Source organism: Cupriavidus pauculus, assembly GCF_008693385.1.
Classification (GTDB): Bacteria; Pseudomonadota; Gammaproteobacteria; order Burkholderiales; family Burkholderiaceae; genus Cupriavidus; species Cupriavidus pauculus_D.
Genome location: NZ_CP044067.1, coordinates 863,866 through 879,423, shown reverse-complemented (window position 1 = coordinate 879,423; position 15,558 = coordinate 863,866). Strand labels below are relative to the sequence as shown.

15 protein-coding genes are annotated in these 15,558 nt (G+C 65.1%); 12 read left to right on the top strand and 3 right to left on the bottom strand.

Going from position 1 to position 15,558, the window contains the following annotated elements; all coding sequences use genetic code 11:
• Positions 1-10: 10 nt before the first annotated feature.
• Together FOB72_RS22275 and FOB72_RS22270 are read right to left on the bottom strand one after the other, a co-directional pair.
• Positions 11-970, bottom strand: coding sequence for a Bug family tripartite tricarboxylate transporter substrate binding protein (locus FOB72_RS22275; RefSeq protein ID WP_223851748.1), 960 nt, complete (start codon positions 968-970; stop codon positions 11-13).
• A gap of 88 nt (positions 971-1,058) precedes the next feature.
• Positions 1,059-1,700: a 4-carboxy-4-hydroxy-2-oxoadipate aldolase/oxaloacetate decarboxylase gene (locus tag FOB72_RS22270; RefSeq protein ID WP_150374871.1), complete on the bottom strand. Its 642-nt coding sequence runs from the start codon at positions 1,698-1,700 to the stop codon at positions 1,059-1,061.
• Positions 1,701-1,998: 298 nt separating this feature from the next.
• Between FOB72_RS22270 and FOB72_RS22265 the strand changes: the two genes are divergently transcribed.
• From FOB72_RS22265 to FOB72_RS22210, 12 genes are all read left to right on the top strand, one after another.
• Entirely contained in the window at positions 1,999-2,682 is a 684-nt protein-coding gene (locus tag FOB72_RS22265) for a GntR family transcriptional regulator (protein WP_150377329.1), read from the top strand.
• Positions 2,683-2,821: 139 nt separating this feature from the next.
• Entirely contained in the window at positions 2,822-3,682 is an 861-nt protein-coding gene (locus tag FOB72_RS22260) for an NAD(P)-dependent oxidoreductase (RefSeq protein WP_150374870.1), read from the top strand.
• Positions 3,683-3,726: 44 nt separating this feature from the next.
• Positions 3,727-4,704: a Bug family tripartite tricarboxylate transporter substrate binding protein gene (locus FOB72_RS22255; protein ID WP_150374869.1), complete on the top strand. Its 978-nt coding sequence runs from the start codon at positions 3,727-3,729 to the stop codon at positions 4,702-4,704.
• A 200-nt stretch (positions 4,705-4,904) separates the two neighbouring features.
• Positions 4,905-5,522: a glutathione S-transferase family protein gene (locus FOB72_RS22250; RefSeq protein ID WP_150374868.1), complete on the top strand. Its 618-nt coding sequence runs from the start codon at positions 4,905-4,907 to the stop codon at positions 5,520-5,522.
• A 25-nt stretch (positions 5,523-5,547) separates the two neighbouring features.
• Positions 5,548-7,650, top strand: a complete 2,103-nt coding sequence (locus FOB72_RS22245) for a pyridoxamine 5'-phosphate oxidase family protein (protein WP_223851747.1) — start codon at positions 5,548-5,550, stop codon at positions 7,648-7,650.
• A gap of 32 nt (positions 7,651-7,682) precedes the next feature.
• Positions 7,683-8,630: a LysR substrate-binding domain-containing protein gene (locus tag FOB72_RS22240; protein ID WP_223851746.1), complete on the top strand. Its 948-nt coding sequence runs from the start codon at positions 7,683-7,685 to the stop codon at positions 8,628-8,630.
• Between the two features lie 254 nt (positions 8,631-8,884).
• On the top strand, positions 8,885-9,673 hold the full coding sequence (locus FOB72_RS22235; protein ID WP_223851745.1) for a helix-turn-helix domain-containing protein: 789 nt from the start codon (positions 8,885-8,887) through the stop codon (positions 9,671-9,673).
• A gap of 154 nt (positions 9,674-9,827) precedes the next feature.
• Positions 9,828-11,123, top strand: a complete 1,296-nt coding sequence (locus FOB72_RS22230) for a 3-isopropylmalate dehydratase large subunit (protein WP_191002379.1) — start codon at positions 9,828-9,830, stop codon at positions 11,121-11,123.
• The gene (locus FOB72_RS22225) at positions 11,116-11,652 is read left to right on the top strand and encodes a hypothetical protein (RefSeq protein ID WP_150374866.1); all 537 of its coding nucleotides are present in this window, start codon (positions 11,116-11,118) and stop codon (positions 11,650-11,652) included. The genes FOB72_RS22230 and FOB72_RS22225 overlap by 8 nt, the downstream gene beginning before the upstream one ends.
• 86 nt (positions 11,653-11,738) lie before the next feature.
• Positions 11,739-12,698: a tripartite tricarboxylate transporter substrate-binding protein gene (locus FOB72_RS22220; protein ID WP_150374865.1), complete on the top strand. Its 960-nt coding sequence runs from the start codon at positions 11,739-11,741 to the stop codon at positions 12,696-12,698.
• A 58-nt stretch (positions 12,699-12,756) separates the two neighbouring features.
• Entirely contained in the window at positions 12,757-13,740 is a 984-nt protein-coding gene (locus FOB72_RS22215; protein ID WP_223851744.1) for an alpha/beta hydrolase, read from the top strand.
• A gap of 1 nt (position 13,741) precedes the next feature.
• Positions 13,742-14,629 carry a fumarylacetoacetate hydrolase family protein gene (locus tag FOB72_RS22210; RefSeq protein WP_150374864.1) on the top strand — a complete coding sequence of 296 codons (888 nt, stop codon included), beginning with the start codon at positions 13,742-13,744 and terminating at the stop codon, positions 14,627-14,629.
• Here the strand turns inward: FOB72_RS22210 and FOB72_RS22205 are convergent.
• On the bottom strand, positions 14,626-15,558 hold the full coding sequence (locus FOB72_RS22205; protein ID WP_191002378.1) for a LysR family transcriptional regulator: 933 nt from the start codon (positions 15,556-15,558) through the stop codon (positions 14,626-14,628). The genes FOB72_RS22210 and FOB72_RS22205 overlap by 4 nt on opposite strands.

Below are 15,558 nucleotides of genomic sequence, written 5' to 3'. Positions count from 1 at the left end.
CGTAGGCGGCTTAGCGCCTGGCTGCCGCCGTGGTGTTCCAGAACCGGTAGGTGCGTTCCAGTTCGGATCTGGCGTCAGGAATCGACGAAGACTCCACCAGATCCAGCGACATGTCGCTGACCTGCTTTCGTACGTCCGGGTCGGCAAGCGTCTTGCGCAAGGCGACGTTGAACTTGTCCGCGATCGCCGCGGGCAGGTTCTTCGGCGCGAAGAACGCGTTGAAGCTGTTGAGGTTCAGGCCCGGCACGCCGGCTTCGGCGAAGGTCGGGACCTCGGGTAGCAGTTGAGAACGGTTGTCGCCCGTGACCGCGAGCAGGCGCACCTTCTTCGCGCGCGCCATGGTGACCGCTTCCGGAGAGCCGGTCACGCCAGAGGCGAGTTGGCCTCCGATGAGTTGCGGCATCATCAGCGCGGACCCGTTGAAAGGAATGGCTTCGATCGCAACGCCTGCCTTTTTGCCGACGCTGCTGCCGATGAGATCCGGCATTCCGCCCATCAGCGGCACACCGTAGTTGCGCTTGCCTGGGTCGTCCTTCGCGAGCGCCATGAACTGCTGAAGCGTCGTGGCGGGGCTGGTGGCCGGCACGGAGAGCACCCACTGGAAGCGGGCGACGGTACCGAGGGCCGTGAAGTCCCGCAGGGCGTCATACCCGGCCGTCGGTGTGATCAACGGGACGATCACGACGGAGTGGTCGAGGGCAAGCAGGTACACGGAGCCGTCGGCCGGTGCGTTCTTGACGTAAGCGGTGCCAATCTGGCCGCTCGCGCCCGGGCGGTTTTCCACGACCACCGTGTGGCCCAGCTCCCTGGCGAGGCCGGGCGCGAGCAGGCGAGCGAGCGCGTCAGTGGCGCCGCCCGCCGCGAATGGTACGACGATGCGGACAGGGCCGTTGTATTCCGCGGCGTACGCGGCAGTCGATACGGTCGTGCTCAGGGCAAGCGCTACCAGCATGCGCATCAGGATGTGCATGAATGTCTCCGTGATGGTTGGGAAAGGCGCCTCTGTGAGCGCTCGATGGATGCAAGAGGGCGCGCCCGCCGCGGGGCGCGTGGCAACGTCAACGGAGGCCGAAGCGCTCCAGGGTTTCACCGAGCTTGAGCAGTTCGACCATCGTCTTGCCTTCCTTCAGTGCAACGCGCATGGCTTCTTCTTTTTCCTCGCGCGCGATGCTCTTGTCGATGACGCTCTCGACCTCATCGGGAGAGACCACCACCAAACCGTCACGGTCGCCCACGATGATGTCGCCGGCATGGATCTGGGTGCCGCCGAAGTGCAACGGTACGTTGACCTTGCCAGGCTGGTTCTTGCCGGTGCCCTTGATGGACAGCCCACGGCAGAACACGGGGAAACCCATCTCGATGATGGCGTTGCCATCGCGGACCGAGCCGTTCACGACAAGACCCGCAAGGCCAAGTTCGAGCGCGGCGAGGGTCAGAATGTCGCCCCAGGGACCTGCTTCGAGAAAGCCCTTGGCGTCGACGACGAGCACGTCACCGGGCTTCGTCTTGGTCAGGGCGTAGTGAATCATCAGGTTATCGCCGGGGCGGATATCCACGGTGACCGCCGGGCCGGCCATGCGGCGTGTCGGGTCCAGGGGCTTGAGCCCCGAATCGAGCGCGCCTTTCTGGCCCTGCGCTTCGTGGATGGTGGCGGTGCCCAATGCCTTGAGGCGGTCGATCTGTTGCGCGCTGGTGGACATGTCGTCTCCGTTCAAAGTGAATGCTGTGTGCTGGCGATGTGCGCATAGTACAAAATAAAAACAATCTGGTTCAAGGATAAGTTGTCTCGATGCGGGTAAACGTGGAAAAAGGCGCGGGTGAATGCGGTGGTAGCATCGGCTCGACGCGGTTTGTGTACATAAAAAGTACAGCATCGCCGTGCGCGCCACTTGCCGCGCAGCGCAGCGCGCCGCATTTGGTAGCATTGCGGCGCGGGCCGCTCGATGCGGTCCTGTGGGGAGTGACCCCGAGACTCGCGTCAGGAAAATCAGAAACGTGATGAAAAAAGGCAGCGAACAGACCTACGAAGTGCTGAAGAAGCGAATCGTGGCGGGGCACTACACGGCGGGCACGCAGCTCAAGGAGGAGCACATCGCCGAGGACATCGGCGTAAGCCGCACGCCAGTGCGCGCCGCCCTCAAGCGACTGATCGACGACGGCCTTGCCGTGCAGGAGGCCGGGCGCGGTGTGTTCGTCGCCGGGTTCACGCGCTGGGATATCGAGGACATGTTCCGTCTGCGCATTCGCCTCGAACCCTTTGCCGCACGGCTGGCGGCGGAGCGGGCCGATGCGTCCGCCGTCGCGCGCCTGAAGCAATGCAATCAGGAGATGGCCGGCGCGATCGAAGGGGCGCGCGATTCCGAGCGCGGCATCGAGGCGGTGCAGGCCGCGAACAGTCGATTCCACCGTTTGATTCTCGATGCCGCGGGGTCCCAGCGGCTGAAGACGATCCTCGAGACCATGATCGATATGCCGATCATCACACGCTCGTTCTTCCTCTACGAATACGACGACCTGCTACGCAGTCTGCAGCACCACCGCGATATCGCCATGGCGGTCGAGCTGCATGATGGCGACCTGGCCGAGCAGCTCATGTCCGTTCATCTGCTGGTGTCGAACCAGCGGTTCATGAGCCGGCGGCTGGACAGCTTCGAGTCCCGTACGGATGGCATACAAAAATAGAACAATTCGGGGTCTGCCACGCACGCCGCCCCGTGTGACGAGCGCGAAATCTTCCACGTTTACCCTGCAAATCTAGAATTGCCGTTGTTCTGACTGTATTTTTTTTGTACTCTTTGGCTTCATTAGCAAGGAGGCAGTCTTGAACATTGCAATCATCGGCCTGGGCGAAGTCGGCCGCTGCTACGTCAGCGCGCTCGCCACGATTCCGGGCACCACCTTCCAGTTCTGCGACACCCATTTGTCGCAGGCAGGCCGTGAGCTCGCCACGCGCTTCGACCTCGTTGTTCACGATCAGATTGGTCCCTGGCTTGCCGATGCGGACTGGGTGCTGTCGTGCGTGTTCGGCGCCGTGGCGCTCGATGTGGCAGGGGAGTGCTTCGGGCAGATGAAGCTCGGGGCGCGTTATGCCGATCTGACGACGGCCAGCCCCGCGGACAAGCGCGTGGCGGCCGTGCGCGCGAAGGCCCAGGGCATCGGTTATGCGGACGTCGCAGTCATGGGCGCGATCTCGCTGGCGTTGTCGAAGACGCCGCTGCTGTGCGCAGGCGATGCCGCGGACGACTTTGCGTCACTGATTCAGCGTTCGGGCGGCAATGCGCGCGTCGTCGAGGGCGGTGCTGCAGGCGATGCCATCTCGTTGAAGGTCCTGCGCAGCGTGTTCACCAAGGGGATGGAGGCGCTTGCGGTGGAACTGCTGATGGCGGCGGAGAAGCAGGGCGTGCGCGCAAAGCTGTATGGCGTGCTGAAGGACATCGACGACAGTCCGCTCGAAGATTTCATCAACATGCTCGTGCGCACACACACGATTCATGCGCGACGCCGTACGCACGAAGTGGTGGAAGCACAGAAGGAATTGCGCGGGGCGGGACTGACATCCCTCGTGCTGCCCGGCGTGGAGGCTCGCTTCGCCAGCACCGCCGCGTCGATCGAAGCCAGCCCGGTGGGAGAGAACCCGTCGCTTGAAGACGCGCTTCAATGGCTCCTCCGGCACGCTGCATAACGACAAAAAAGCATCACCACGATAAAGAATCTCGGAGACGGAACATGCGTACCCTCTATCTCGCCGCAACGGCAGCGATCCTTGCCACGACGTTCGCGGTGCCTCCCGCCCATGCCGCAGACAAGTACCCGAACAAGCCCGTGCGGATGCTGGTGGGCTTTCCGCCCGGCGGTTCAGCGGATATCAACGCCCGCATCGTCGCACAGGGACTGGCCTCTCAGCTTTCCGGATCGATCGTCCCCGACAACAAGCCCGGCGCCGGAGGCAATATCGCGGCCACGGAGGCCAAGCGCGCGGCGCCCGATGGTTACACGATCTTCTACAGTACCTCGGCCATCGTGCTCGCGCCGTCGCTGTACCAGAACGTCCAGTTCGACGCATTCACGGATTTCGTGCCGATCAGCCTGACCGCCAACATCCCGCTGGTCCTCGTTACGACGCCGAACCTGCCCGTGAACAACGTCAAGGAGCTCGTCGCCAACGCGAAAGCCAATCCCGGAAAATTGAACTACGCATCGTCCGGTGCGGGAGCCTTGCTCCATCTCGGCGGTGCGCTCTTCGCCAAGGAGATGGGCATCCAGGCAACGCACGTCGCCTACAAGGGCAGCGCGCCCGCCATTACGGACCTGATTGCAGGCGCGACGCAGTTCATGTTCCTGCCGCTCAACGAGGCCACGCCGCATATCAAGGCCGGCAAGCTGAAGGCGCTGGCGATCACGAGCAACAAGCGCACGCCTATCCTTCCGGACGTGCCCACCATCAAGGAAGCGACTGGCCTGGACGCTCTGGTGATGGGCGCATGGCAGGGCATTCTCGTACCGAAGGGCACGCCCGATGCCATCGTCGCGCAGCTCCGCGATGCCACCGCTCATGCGTTGCAGGACAAGTCGGTGCGTGCCAAGCTGCAGGACCAAGGCTCCGAAATCCTGGGCGGGACGCCGCAGCAATACACTGACTACATGAAGAGCGAATCGATCCGATGGGCTCGGGTGATCAAAGAATCCGGCGCGAAGATCGAATAACGTGGCAGCGCGCACTGCGTGGTGCCTAAGCCGGTGGCGGGATAAAGGGCATCCGCAGGGCAGGGGGGAGAGATCGTCTTCCGCACATCCCGATGGAGTTCGTGCGAAGTTGCAATACCGGGCGTGGCCGCGCGCAATAGTCTTGTGCTCGCGCCACGCACGCCGTGCGGCGCGCTCAACCCTCTCGGAGATCGCCTGCCATGAAGCTCTACTACCATCACCTGTCCGGCCATTCGCACCGCGTGCGCCTTCTCCTGTCGCTGCTGGGTGCGGCGTACGAGCCCATCGAAGTCGACCTCGCGGCCGGCGCGCACAAGTCCCCCGAATACCTGAGGCTGAACCGCTTCGGGCAGGTGCCGGTTCTCGTCGATGGCAGCGACGTCATCGCGGATTCGAATGCGATTCTCGTCTATCTTGCCAAGAAGCTCGGCAAGACGGACTGGCTGCCGGAGGCGCCGTTGCAGGCTGCCGCCGTGCATCGCTGGCTGTCCATTGCGGCAGGCGAAATCGCCTACGGTCCCGCCGCCGCGCGGCTGATCACCGTATTCGGTGCGCGCTATAACGCCGACGAAGTCATCGCGCGCTCGCACGCGATTCTCAAGCTGATCGAGGCGGAACTGGAAGGCAACACCTTTCTCGCGCTCGGCCATCCGACGATTGCCGACGTGGCGCTATATGGCTACATCGCGCGCGCGCCGGAAGGCAACGTCGATCTGTCTGCCTATCGAAACGTGAATGGCTGGCTGCAGCGGATCGAATCGCTGCCGGGATTCATCGCGTTCGACCGGACGCCCGTGGGGCTCACCGCCAACCAGTGAAGACAGAAGCCGACGGAGGCCTACGATGGCAATGGACAACGGTAGCGAGCCGGCTTCGCCCTGGCATGCGGGTGAGCTTTCGATGCAGCGCCAGCTCGGCGTCGCAGAACGGATGCGCGATGTCGGACGCCGCGTGATTCGCGACTATATGCCGGACCAGCACCGCGAGTTCTTCGCGGGACTGCCGTTTCTGGTGGTGGGCGCCGTGGATGCCGACGGTCTTCCCTGGGCCACCGTGATCGCCGGTCAGGCAGGTTTCATTCAGTCGCCGACGAGCACGTCGCTGCGCGTCGATGTCGTCACCGATCCGCGCGATCCCGCCAGCGTGGGGCTGGCTGACGGTGCCAGCATCGGCTTGCTCGGCGTGGAGTTCCATACGCGCCGCCGCAACCGCATGAACGGCGCGGTGGCCAACCGGACCGACACGGGATTCGACGTGACGGTGGCCCAGAGCTTTGGCAACTGCCCCCAGTACATCCAGCTGCGAGCGCCGGCGTTTGCGCGGGATCCGTCGACGCCATCGCCGGCGCCAGCGGAGCGGATGGCCGCGCTTGGCCCGCGCGAACGCTCGCTGATCGGCGCGGCGGATATGATGTTCGTCGCGTCGTACACAGATGGCGAGCATGGCGGCGAGCATGGCGGCCCGCGACAGGTGGATGTATCGAGCCGGGGCGGCAAGGCCGGCTTCGTGCGCGTGGACGAGAACGGCAGGCTCACCGTGCCGGATTTCGCGGGCAACCTGTTCTTCGCCACGCTCGGGAACTTCCTCGTCAACCCGCGCGCGGGCGTCACCTTTGTCGATTTCGAGACGGGCGACATGCTCCAGTTGAGCGGCACCGCTTCGGTCTCGCTCGACGACCCCGAGATCGGCGCCTTCCAGGGTGCCGAGCGGCTATGGCATTTCACGCCGCAGCACATCGTGTACCGGCCCGATGCCCTGCCGGTGCGCTGGACGTTCCTGGAGAACGGATGGTCGCCGAACTCTTTGATGACCGGGAGCTGGGACCAGGCCGCCGAGCGCCTGAAAGCCGCGGCGCTGGCCAACGCATGGCGGCCGTTTCGCGTCGTGGACATCGTGGACGAATCCTCCACGATCCGCTCGTTCCACCTCGAGCCAGATGATGCCGCCGGCATGATCCCGCACGCGGCGGGACAGCATCTGCCCATCCGCGTCACGCCGCCCGCCTGCGGCAAGCCCGTCATCCGCACCTACACGATCTCCGTGGCGCCGTCGGACGGCCGGTACCGGATCAGCGTAAAGCGGGAGGGCGTCGTCTCGACCTATCTCCACGACGCGCTGCGCGTGGGCAGCGTGATCGAGGCTCGCGCGCCTGCGGGACAATTCGTCGTCGATGCGGCCGAGCGCCGGCCGGCCGTATTTCTCGCCGCTGGCGTCGGCGTCACGCCGCTGCTCGCCATGCTGCGGCACGTGGTGTACGAAGGACTACGCAAGCGCAGGGTCCGCGAGGCGTGGATGTTCCACGCCGCGCGGTCGCTCGGCGAGCGCGCGTTCACCGAGGAACTGCGTGGCCTTGTCGATGCGTCCGGAGGCAAGGTGCGATGCGTGCGTGTGCTGTCGGAGGTGGAAGACGCCGTGGAAGGCAAGGACTACGACATCGCCGGGCGCATCGATGTTGCGGTGCTGCGCCGTACGCTGCCGTTCGACGACTACGACTTCTATTTGTGCGGCCCCCCTGGTTTCATGCAGGCCACCTACGATGGATTGCGCGATCTCAATGTGGCCGACGCACGGATCCATGCCGAAGCATTTGGGCCGTCCGGCCTGACCCGGCGACCGGACGCCAGCGCTGGCCCGATTGCCGCGGGACCGGTCAGAAGCGCCGCGCAAACGTCCACGCCGGTCGCGTTCGTCCGCTCCGGCAAGGAGGCACGCTGGAGCCCCGGCGGCGGCTCCCTGCTGGATCTCGCGGAGTCGCGCGGGCTCAGTCCCGAATTCAGTTGCCGTGGGGGCACCTGCGGCACCTGCCGTACGAAAATCGTCGAAGGCGCCGTGGCCTATGCGGTCGCCCCTGGCTATCGCACGGAGGAGGACGAAGCGCTCATCTGCTGCGCCGTGCCCGCCGACCCGTCTTCCGGCGGCGGCGCACGCCTGCTGCTCGATCTCTGAACGATAGCGGCAGTCTGCGCTGAGGTAAGCTAATGCCCACGCCATCACAGCGGGAACTGAGGAACATGGGCATTCGCGAGATCGAGATCTTCCGTGCGGTCATGACGTCGGGCAGCATGAGCAAGGCGGCAGTGTTGCTGGGCGTTTCCCAGCCTGCCGTGAGCCAGGCAATCCGCAAGCTCGAGACCGCTGCCGCCGTCAGCCTGTTCGCGCGGACGCGCGGGCGGCTCGAACCCACCTCCGCCGCCAGCGCGCTCATGAGCGACGTGGATCGGTTCTTCGCCGGATATGAATACATCGAACATCGCATACGCAGCCTGCGCTCGTACGGGCTCGGACGCCTGACCGTCGCCATCAATCCGGCGTTCGGGCTCGGCTTCATCTCGCGCGCGATCGCCGCCTTCGAAGCCGAAAAGCGCGGGGTGCAGATATCGCTCCAGGTGATGAACACGCATGAGGTCCACGAGACGGTGTCGGCCGGCAAGGTCGAGTTCGGCCTGATGGCGGCCGGCCTGTCCATGGCGGGGCTCGAACACTCACCATTCGCGCACTTGCGCGCGGTAGTCGTGATGCGCGACGGCCATCCGCTCGCGCGCCGGCGCACGGTGACACCCCGAGACCTGGAACGGCAACCGTTCATCGCGCTCAATTCGGCGGACCCGACGCGCATCTCGCTGGAGAACCAGTTCGGCGAGAGCGGCGTCTTTCTCAAGCCGTTGGTCGAGACACCCAATTCGCACACGGTTTGCGAACTCGCACTGGCCGGTGTGGGCGTCGGCGTATCCCATCCGCTCGTTGCCGCCGACTACATGCAGAGAGGACTGACCATCCGGCCGCTCTCCGTCGACGTGGTGCTGAATAGCGTCATCGCCTTTCGCGCGGGAGCGCCGCTGTCCGAACACGCCAAGGGCGTCATTCGCCAGATGCGCGTGCAACTCGCGCAGGAGTCTTCCGCGCTTGCCGCGAAGATGGCCGCCTGAGGTTGCCTGAGGTTGCCACGTCCTATAAGCGCAGCTTATCGACCACCCCGTCGGGCGATATTGCGTTGCGGCGAAGCGCTTACGAAAATGGTTGGGCGCATCACCTATAAGCCCTGCCTATGGACGCCGATATCCCACCTTTGCCCATTACCGACGCCGAAGCCGAGTGGCGGGGGAATACGCGTGTGTTGCCCGGGTCGGGCGTATTTTCCTGCGCATGGGGGCGGTGGAGCGACCGTCGCCGCGAACCGCGCATGCTTACATCGCCGGTATTGGAGCGCTACTACACCATCGAGGTCTTGTTATCCGACACGATGGTGGACTGCTATATGGGAGGGAGCGGCGCCTTCACGCGCGGCGGGCATTTCGGCGCCGCGCAGGTGACGCCGCCGGGCGAGCGGTTACGGTGCCGCGTCGAGCGACCGATGGAGTCGGTGATTCTGTATGTCCCCACCGCCATGATGCGTGACACGCTGCATCGCTGCGGGCAGGACGTACCGGATGGCTTCGCGCTCGAAGACCCTTGTTTTCGCGCGGATCCGATCCTGGGGCGCTTCGTCGGCGCGCTGGCCGAAGCGGCGAGCCTGCAGGATCCCTCGACCGCGCTGTTCATCGACCATGCATGCCGGACCGTCGTGGCGTATCTTGTCCGCGCGCAACTGCAATCGACGCGCACGCCAGACAGGTCCCTGGGGTTGCAGGCATGGCGCCTGCGCAAGGCCCTCGACTTTATCAGCGCCAACGCCACCGAGGCGATTTCGCTGCAGGCCATGGCGGACCACGTGGGGCTCAGCCGGATGCACTTCGCCGCGCAATTCCTGTTGGCGACGGGCATGACGCCCCATACCTACCTGACGGAAGCCCGGCTCGAAATTGCAAAGCGGCTGCTATCGGAAGGCCAGCTCGCGCTGGCGGCCATCGCGGTCGATACCGGCTTCCACTCGCAAGCGCATTTCACCAACGTGTTCCGCAAGGCCACGGGCACGACGCCGGGCCGATGGCGGGCGCGAGCGATGGATGCGGCCTTCGGCAGGACTCGCTGACGCGCGCCGTGCCCGGCGATCGCGCGTATAAAGAATCGTAATGTCGCCATGACATCCCCATAATTTACTAATCGCTGCGCGAACCCTAGAGTCGTGTCATACCAACGACATGCATGGGAAGGCGCCAATGGGGTACACAGCGATAGAGAAGATCATGGGCCGCGTAAGCCGCGATCCCATGCACCGCGACGGCGTCGAGGCCGACGCCTTGTTGTTTCCGGATCCTGACATGGTCATGATCCATGACGGACTGCTGCGTGAAGCGAAGCAGACGCTGGACGCCATCGGTATCGACCGGATTCATGCCCCCGAGAAGACCATGGTTGTCAGCGACCATGACGTCCTCTACGGCAGCGCGCGGGCTGCCGAGCGCGGGGCGTACAACCGCAAGGCGGTCAAGCGCTGGAAGATTCAGAACTTCTACGATGCCGGCCGAGGCGGGCACGGCCATATCTTCCCGATGGAAGAGGGGCTCGTTCTGCCAGGCATGTTCTACTTCGACAACGACACCCACGCGACGAATGCCGGCGCGGTCGGCGCGGTGGGCCTGCGTGTCGGTAACGAGATCGCGCGGGTACTTGCCACGGGGACGACCTGGATCACGGTGCCGCGCAGTGTCCGCCTGGAACTGCGGGGGCGCCTGTCGCCGGGCGTGTACGCACGCGATGTCGGCTTCTATCTCGCTCGCGAGATCAAGGCCGGGCGGATTCCGTTCGATCTCGACTACCGTGTGCTCGAGCTGGCCGGCGATCTCGATCAGTTTGGCCTCGGTGCGCGCGTCGCGCTCTGCAGCACACCGACCGAGATGCGCGCCGCGGGCGTCTTCGTGCCGCCCTCCGACGAGATCCTGCGCTACTGCGGGACGCACGCAAAGCGGCCATTCGAGCCGGTCTTTCCCGACGCGGACGCCCGGTACGAGGCGCAGGCGGCCATCGACCTCTCGAAGGTGGGTCCGCAGGTCGTGCCGCCCGGAGACGTGACGAACGCCGCCGATGTCGCGGCCTCGGTGGGCACGCCCGTGGACCACGCCTTTATCGGCTCGTGTGGATCCGGTATGTACGACGACATGATCATCGCCGCCAGCATACTCAAGGGCCGCAAGCTGGCCGACGGCGTGCGCCTGTTCGTCGTGCCGGGTTCGGAACGTTCGACCACGCGCCTCGTCGCGGACGGGCTCATGCAGGTGTTCCTCGATGCTGGCGCGATCGTGTTGCCCGCGGGATGCGGTCCCTGCAACGACGCCGTGGTAGGTCCGCTCGCCTCGGGAGAGGTCTCGATTTCCACCGCGACCAACAGCAACAAGGGCCGCTTCGGGCCGCGAGATGCCAGCCTCTATCTCGGCAGTCCGGCAACGGTCGCGGCGTCGGCACTGGCCGGACGAATCTCGGACCCACGCACCGCCACCGCGGATGCCGCCTTGCTCGAGCGACTGGAGACCAGCTATGTCTAAGTTCGAATGGGTACTGCGTGGCCGTTGCCACAAGTTTGGCGACGATGTGCCGCACGCTGGCGGCATCGTCCCCGCGCACTTCGTTACCGCGCGCGAAACCGATCCCGAAGTCCTGAAACCGCACCTGTTCGAAGAGATCCGCAGCGGATTCTCCACGCGATGCCGTCCCGGCGATATCGTGGTGGCGGGCAAACGCTTCGGCATGGGGCCGAAAGTGCCCGGCTACATCGCGATGCGTGCACTGGGGCTCGGACTGGTATGCGAATCCATGCCCGTGCAAGCCTATCGCGCGGCACTGGGAGAAGGTCTTCCGGTGCTCGCACCCAATCCGGGCATCCTCGATCTCTGTGAGGATGGGGACCTGCTGGAAGTCGATTTCGCCACGGGCCTGTTCGTCAATCAGACGCGCGGTACGAGCTTCGGCCTCGCACCGATGCCGGCAATCCTGCGCGATCTCGTCGCGCGGGGCGGCACCGCGGGTTGGCTCTCCCACTGGTGGCAACACGAGGGCGATCCGGCTTCTGCCTGACGCGCCGCACGTGTCGCGTCCCCATCTATCTTTCACGTCTTCCGGGAGTCCCCGTGTCGCTTACTGCAAGACCTCGCCATTGGCTGATGGCCGCCGCCGCGGCCCTCGTCGCCACCTGTGCCTCCGCGCAGGATCCCGCGCCGGCTTACCCCGCGCCGGGCCAGACCATTCGCGTCATCGTCCCGGCCTCGGCCGGCGGTACCACCGATATCCTCGCGCGTGTCCTGGCGCGGCACCTCCAGGAAGCATGGAAGGTGCCGGTGATCGTCGAGAACAAGGCCGGTGCGGGCGGTATCGTCGGGGCCTCCGCATTGCTGGCCGCGAAGCCCGACGGCCAGACCGTCATGATGGTGCCCAGCGCCTTCGGCGTGCATGCCGCGCTGGACCGGGCGCTGGCGTACGACCCCCTGCGGGACATCGCCGGCGTCGGGCTGATCGGCCGCTCTCCGGCTTTCCTCGTGGTATCGCCCCAACAGAAGCTGGCCAATGTCGCGCAGCTGATCGCGCGTGCGAAGGCAGCGCCCCAGGGCGTGAACTACGGCTCCGCGGGCGTGGGCAGCACGGCGCATCTGCATGGCGCGATGCTCGCCCGCGTCGGCGGATTCTCGGCGACGCACGTGCCGTACCGCGGTACCCCCGAGGCCATCAACGACGTGATTGGCGGCAGGCTTCTCTATGCCTTCGCGCCGGCACCGAATGTCATCAGCCTCGCCAAGGCCGGCCAGATCGCGATTCTCGGCAGCAGTTCGCCGGAAGGCGCGAGGTTTATCCCGGGTACGCCGACGCTGCCGCAGGCGAGCACGCCGGGTTACGACGGCGCCGACTGGTTTGGGACCGTGGTGTCGTCAAAGGTCCCGAAGGCGGTCCGCGAGAAGTTCGGCAAGGAACTGGCGCGCATCCTCGAGCTTCCCGACGTGCGGGAGGTATTCGCGGGCGTGGGTGCCGAAGCCGTGTCGAGCACGCCCGATCAGATGGACGCCATGCTCAAGAGCTACGTCGGCAACGTCCGCAAGCTGGCCGGCGAGATGCACATCACGCTGGAGTGATGCGGTCCCACCGGGCATTGACATTCATTCGAACCCATATCTTCAAGGAGGAAGGCCTATGAACACGATGGCAAATCAACCCGCCGCAACGGCTTCGCATCGAAAGCCGGATGTGCAGTGGACAGGTGGGGAGGAGCATTGGACCACCCGCGACGGCGGCGTCGATCTCTTCATGTGGCGCAAGCCGCCGACGGGCAACCAGAAGGCGGCGGGCACGATCCTGTTCGTGCATGGATCGTCCATGGCCGGACAGCCCACTTTCGACCTGCATGTGCCGGGGCGACCCGACTCGTCGGTCATGGACTGGTTCGCGGCGCAGGGTTTCGACACGTGGTGCGTCGATAGCGAAGGCTATGGCCGATCCAGCAAGCATCGCGACATCAACTTCGACATCGCGAATGGCGCGGCCGACCTGGCCGCGGCCACGACGTTCATCACCGCGCATACGGGGGCGGAGCGATTCCTGGTCTATGGCATTTCGTCCGGTGCGCTGAAGGCGGCGCTGTTCGCGCAGCAGCATCCCGAGCGCGTCGAGCGGCTCGCACTGGATGCGTTCGTGTGGACCGGAGAGGGCAGTCCCACGCTCGAGGCGCGGCGCAAGCGGCTCGACGAGTGGCTGAGCAAGAATCGGCGCCCCATCGACAATGCGTTCGTGCACAGCATTTTCAATCGCGATCACCCAGGCACCGCGGACGATGCGACCGTCAACGCGTTCGCCGATGCCATCCTGACGCTGGACGACTCGGTGCCCACGGGAACCTACGTGGACATGTGTTCGAAGCTGCCGATCGTGGATCCCGCAAAGATGCCGATGCCGACCATCGTGATGCGCGGCGAATACGACGGCATCGCGAGCGAGGAGGATCTCCTCGAATTCTTCCAGCTCCTGCCCAATCGCGACAAACAGTTCGCGGTCATGGCGGGCATTGCCCACGCCAGCTTCCAGCAGAAGAACTACAAGATGGTCTATCACATCCTCCGTTCGTTCTTCACGCAACCGGCGCCGGTCTATCGAACGACTCACTCAACCTCTGGGAAGTAATATGCGTATCGGTGTAATCCTCAAAGATGGCGCCCGTCGTGTCGGCGTCGTGTCCGGCGATGGAAAGTCCATTCGCCCGTTCATGCTCGCCGCCGATCAGGCCCGGCGTGGCGCGCTGGCCGTGATCGAGTATTCGATTGCGAACGGTGGCGAACTCCCTCCGCTCGAACCACACAGTTTCGATCTGCGTGAGGCGAAGCTGGAGGCACCGTTGCCGGTTCCGCGCCGCAACCTCTGGTGCGTGGGACGCAACTATCGCGCCCATGCCAGGGAGCTGGAGACGACGGTGTTCAAGGACAACGCGCCGGACCCGGCGGCGTGGCCCATCTTCTTCACCAAGGCGCCGGAGACGGTCATCGGGCCGAACGATACGGTGAAGTTGCCCGGCCCATTGTCGGCGCAGATCGACTATGAGGCCGAACTGACGATCGTGATCGGCAAGGGCGGCAAGAACATCTCGCGTGAAGAGGCCATGGGCCACGTCTATGGCTACACGATCGTCAACGACGTGACGGCGCGCGATGTGCAGATGCGCCATCAGCAGTGGGACCTCGGCAAGTCGTTCGACACGTTCTGTCCGATGGGCCCGTGGATCGTGACCGCCGACGAGCTCGATGGCACGAACACGCGCGTGCGCTGCTGGGTCACCACGGCGTCGGGCGAGCGCGAACTGCGTCAGGACGCCGTGACCACGGATCTGATCTTCGACATCCCCACGCTGATCGAGACCTGCTCGCGAGGCATCACGCTGTATCCCGGCGACGTCATTGCCACGGGCTCTCCGGCCGGGGTGGGCATGGGGATGACGCCGCCGCGCTACCTCCAGGAAGGGGACAGTGTGCGGATCGAGGTAGATGGCCTGGGCGTGATCGAAAACCGGTTCGCCTAGACCGAACGGCGCGAGATGGGCGTCCTGGCGGCGGACATCTCGCGTGTGGCGGCCTTGCCGAACAGGTCCACGAAGGCCCTTGCCGGTTCGGTTAGCGGCGAACCGCGGCGTTTGAGCACCTGAAGGGAGCGCGTGATCTGCGGACCGATCAATGTCCGCACGACCGCGTTCATCGACAGCGCGAGTCCCTGGACGGTGGAGGAGACGATGGCGACCCCAAGTCCTTCACCGGCCAGGACGACGGAAGTCATGTGATTGCCTGTCTCGAAGGCAGGCTGCAACGGCTCCTGCATGCTCGCGAACGCATCCTCCGCGAGCATCCGGGCGACACTGCCAGGCGTATTGACGATGATGGGCAGACCGACGAGATCGGACCAGCGAACGCGCGGAAGCTGCGACAACGGATGATCGGGGGTGTGGGCGACGCAGAGCTGGTCACGGCCGAGCGGGAGGCTTTCCAGTTCCCCGTTGTCGGCGGGTTGGAACGTCATCGCAAAGTCGGCGCCTCGCGTGTAGACGTGGTGAACCAGTTCGTCGCCGACGCACTCGCGAAAGCTGACGTTCACCGTGGGGTGAGACGCCTGGAACTGTGACAGCACTCCCGGAAGCACCGTCGACGCAAGGAGGGGTGGCAGCGCGACGGTGATCCGACGGACCGCTTGCTCGGCAAGCTGCTGGCTGTTGTTCAGGATCGTCTGGGCGTCCTGCAGCATTCGCTCCGCGATGGGAAGGAGGCCTCTTCCGGAGGCTGTGAGCGTGACGCCGCGCGCGTTCCGTTCGAACAGCTGGACCGAAAGCCGGGTCTCGAGCTTGCGTATCAGAATGCTGAGGCCGGCCTGGCTCAGATGCATTTGATCGGCCGCGCGCGAGAAGCCGCCGAGCCGTGCCACGCGCGCGAACGCATCCAGCTGGTGAAGGTTGAGGTGCAT

Excerpts from the sequence above, each read along its gene's own strand:
- FOB72_RS22210 (WP_150374864.1), top strand. The coding sequence starts at position 13,742 with ATGCGTATCGGTGTAATCCTCAAAGATGGCGCCCGTCGTGTCGGCGTC.
- FOB72_RS22225 (WP_150374866.1), top strand. The coding sequence starts at position 11,116 with ATGTCTAAGTTCGAATGGGTACTGCGTGGCCGTTGCCACAAGTTTGGC.
- FOB72_RS22240 (WP_223851746.1), top strand. The coding sequence starts at position 7,683 with ATGCCCACGCCATCACAGCGGGAACTGAGGAACATGGGCATTCGCGAG.
- FOB72_RS22230 (WP_191002379.1), top strand. The coding sequence starts at position 9,828 with ATGGGCCGCGTAAGCCGCGATCCCATGCACCGCGACGGCGTCGAGGCC.
- FOB72_RS22270 (WP_150374871.1), bottom strand. The coding sequence starts at position 1,700 with ATGTCCACCAGCGCGCAACAGATCGACCGCCTCAAGGCATTGGGCACC.
- FOB72_RS22245 (WP_223851747.1), top strand. The coding sequence starts at position 5,548 with ATGGCAATGGACAACGGTAGCGAGCCGGCTTCGCCCTGGCATGCGGGT.
- FOB72_RS22265 (WP_150377329.1), top strand. The coding sequence starts at position 1,999 with ATGAAAAAAGGCAGCGAACAGACCTACGAAGTGCTGAAGAAGCGAATC.
- FOB72_RS22275 (WP_223851748.1), bottom strand. The coding sequence starts at position 970 with ATGCACATCCTGATGCGCATGCTGGTAGCGCTTGCCCTGAGCACGACC.
- FOB72_RS22250 (WP_150374868.1), top strand. The coding sequence starts at position 4,905 with ATGAAGCTCTACTACCATCACCTGTCCGGCCATTCGCACCGCGTGCGC.
- FOB72_RS22255 (WP_150374869.1), top strand. The coding sequence starts at position 3,727 with ATGCGTACCCTCTATCTCGCCGCAACGGCAGCGATCCTTGCCACGACG.
- FOB72_RS22215 (WP_223851744.1), top strand. The coding sequence starts at position 12,757 with ATGAACACGATGGCAAATCAACCCGCCGCAACGGCTTCGCATCGAAAG.
- FOB72_RS22235 (WP_223851745.1), top strand. The coding sequence starts at position 8,885 with ATGCTTACATCGCCGGTATTGGAGCGCTACTACACCATCGAGGTCTTG.
- FOB72_RS22220 (WP_150374865.1), top strand. The coding sequence starts at position 11,739 with ATGGCCGCCGCCGCGGCCCTCGTCGCCACCTGTGCCTCCGCGCAGGAT.
- FOB72_RS22205 (WP_191002378.1), bottom strand. The coding sequence starts at position 15,558 with ATGCACCTCAACCTTCACCAGCTGGATGCGTTCGCGCGCGTGGCACGG.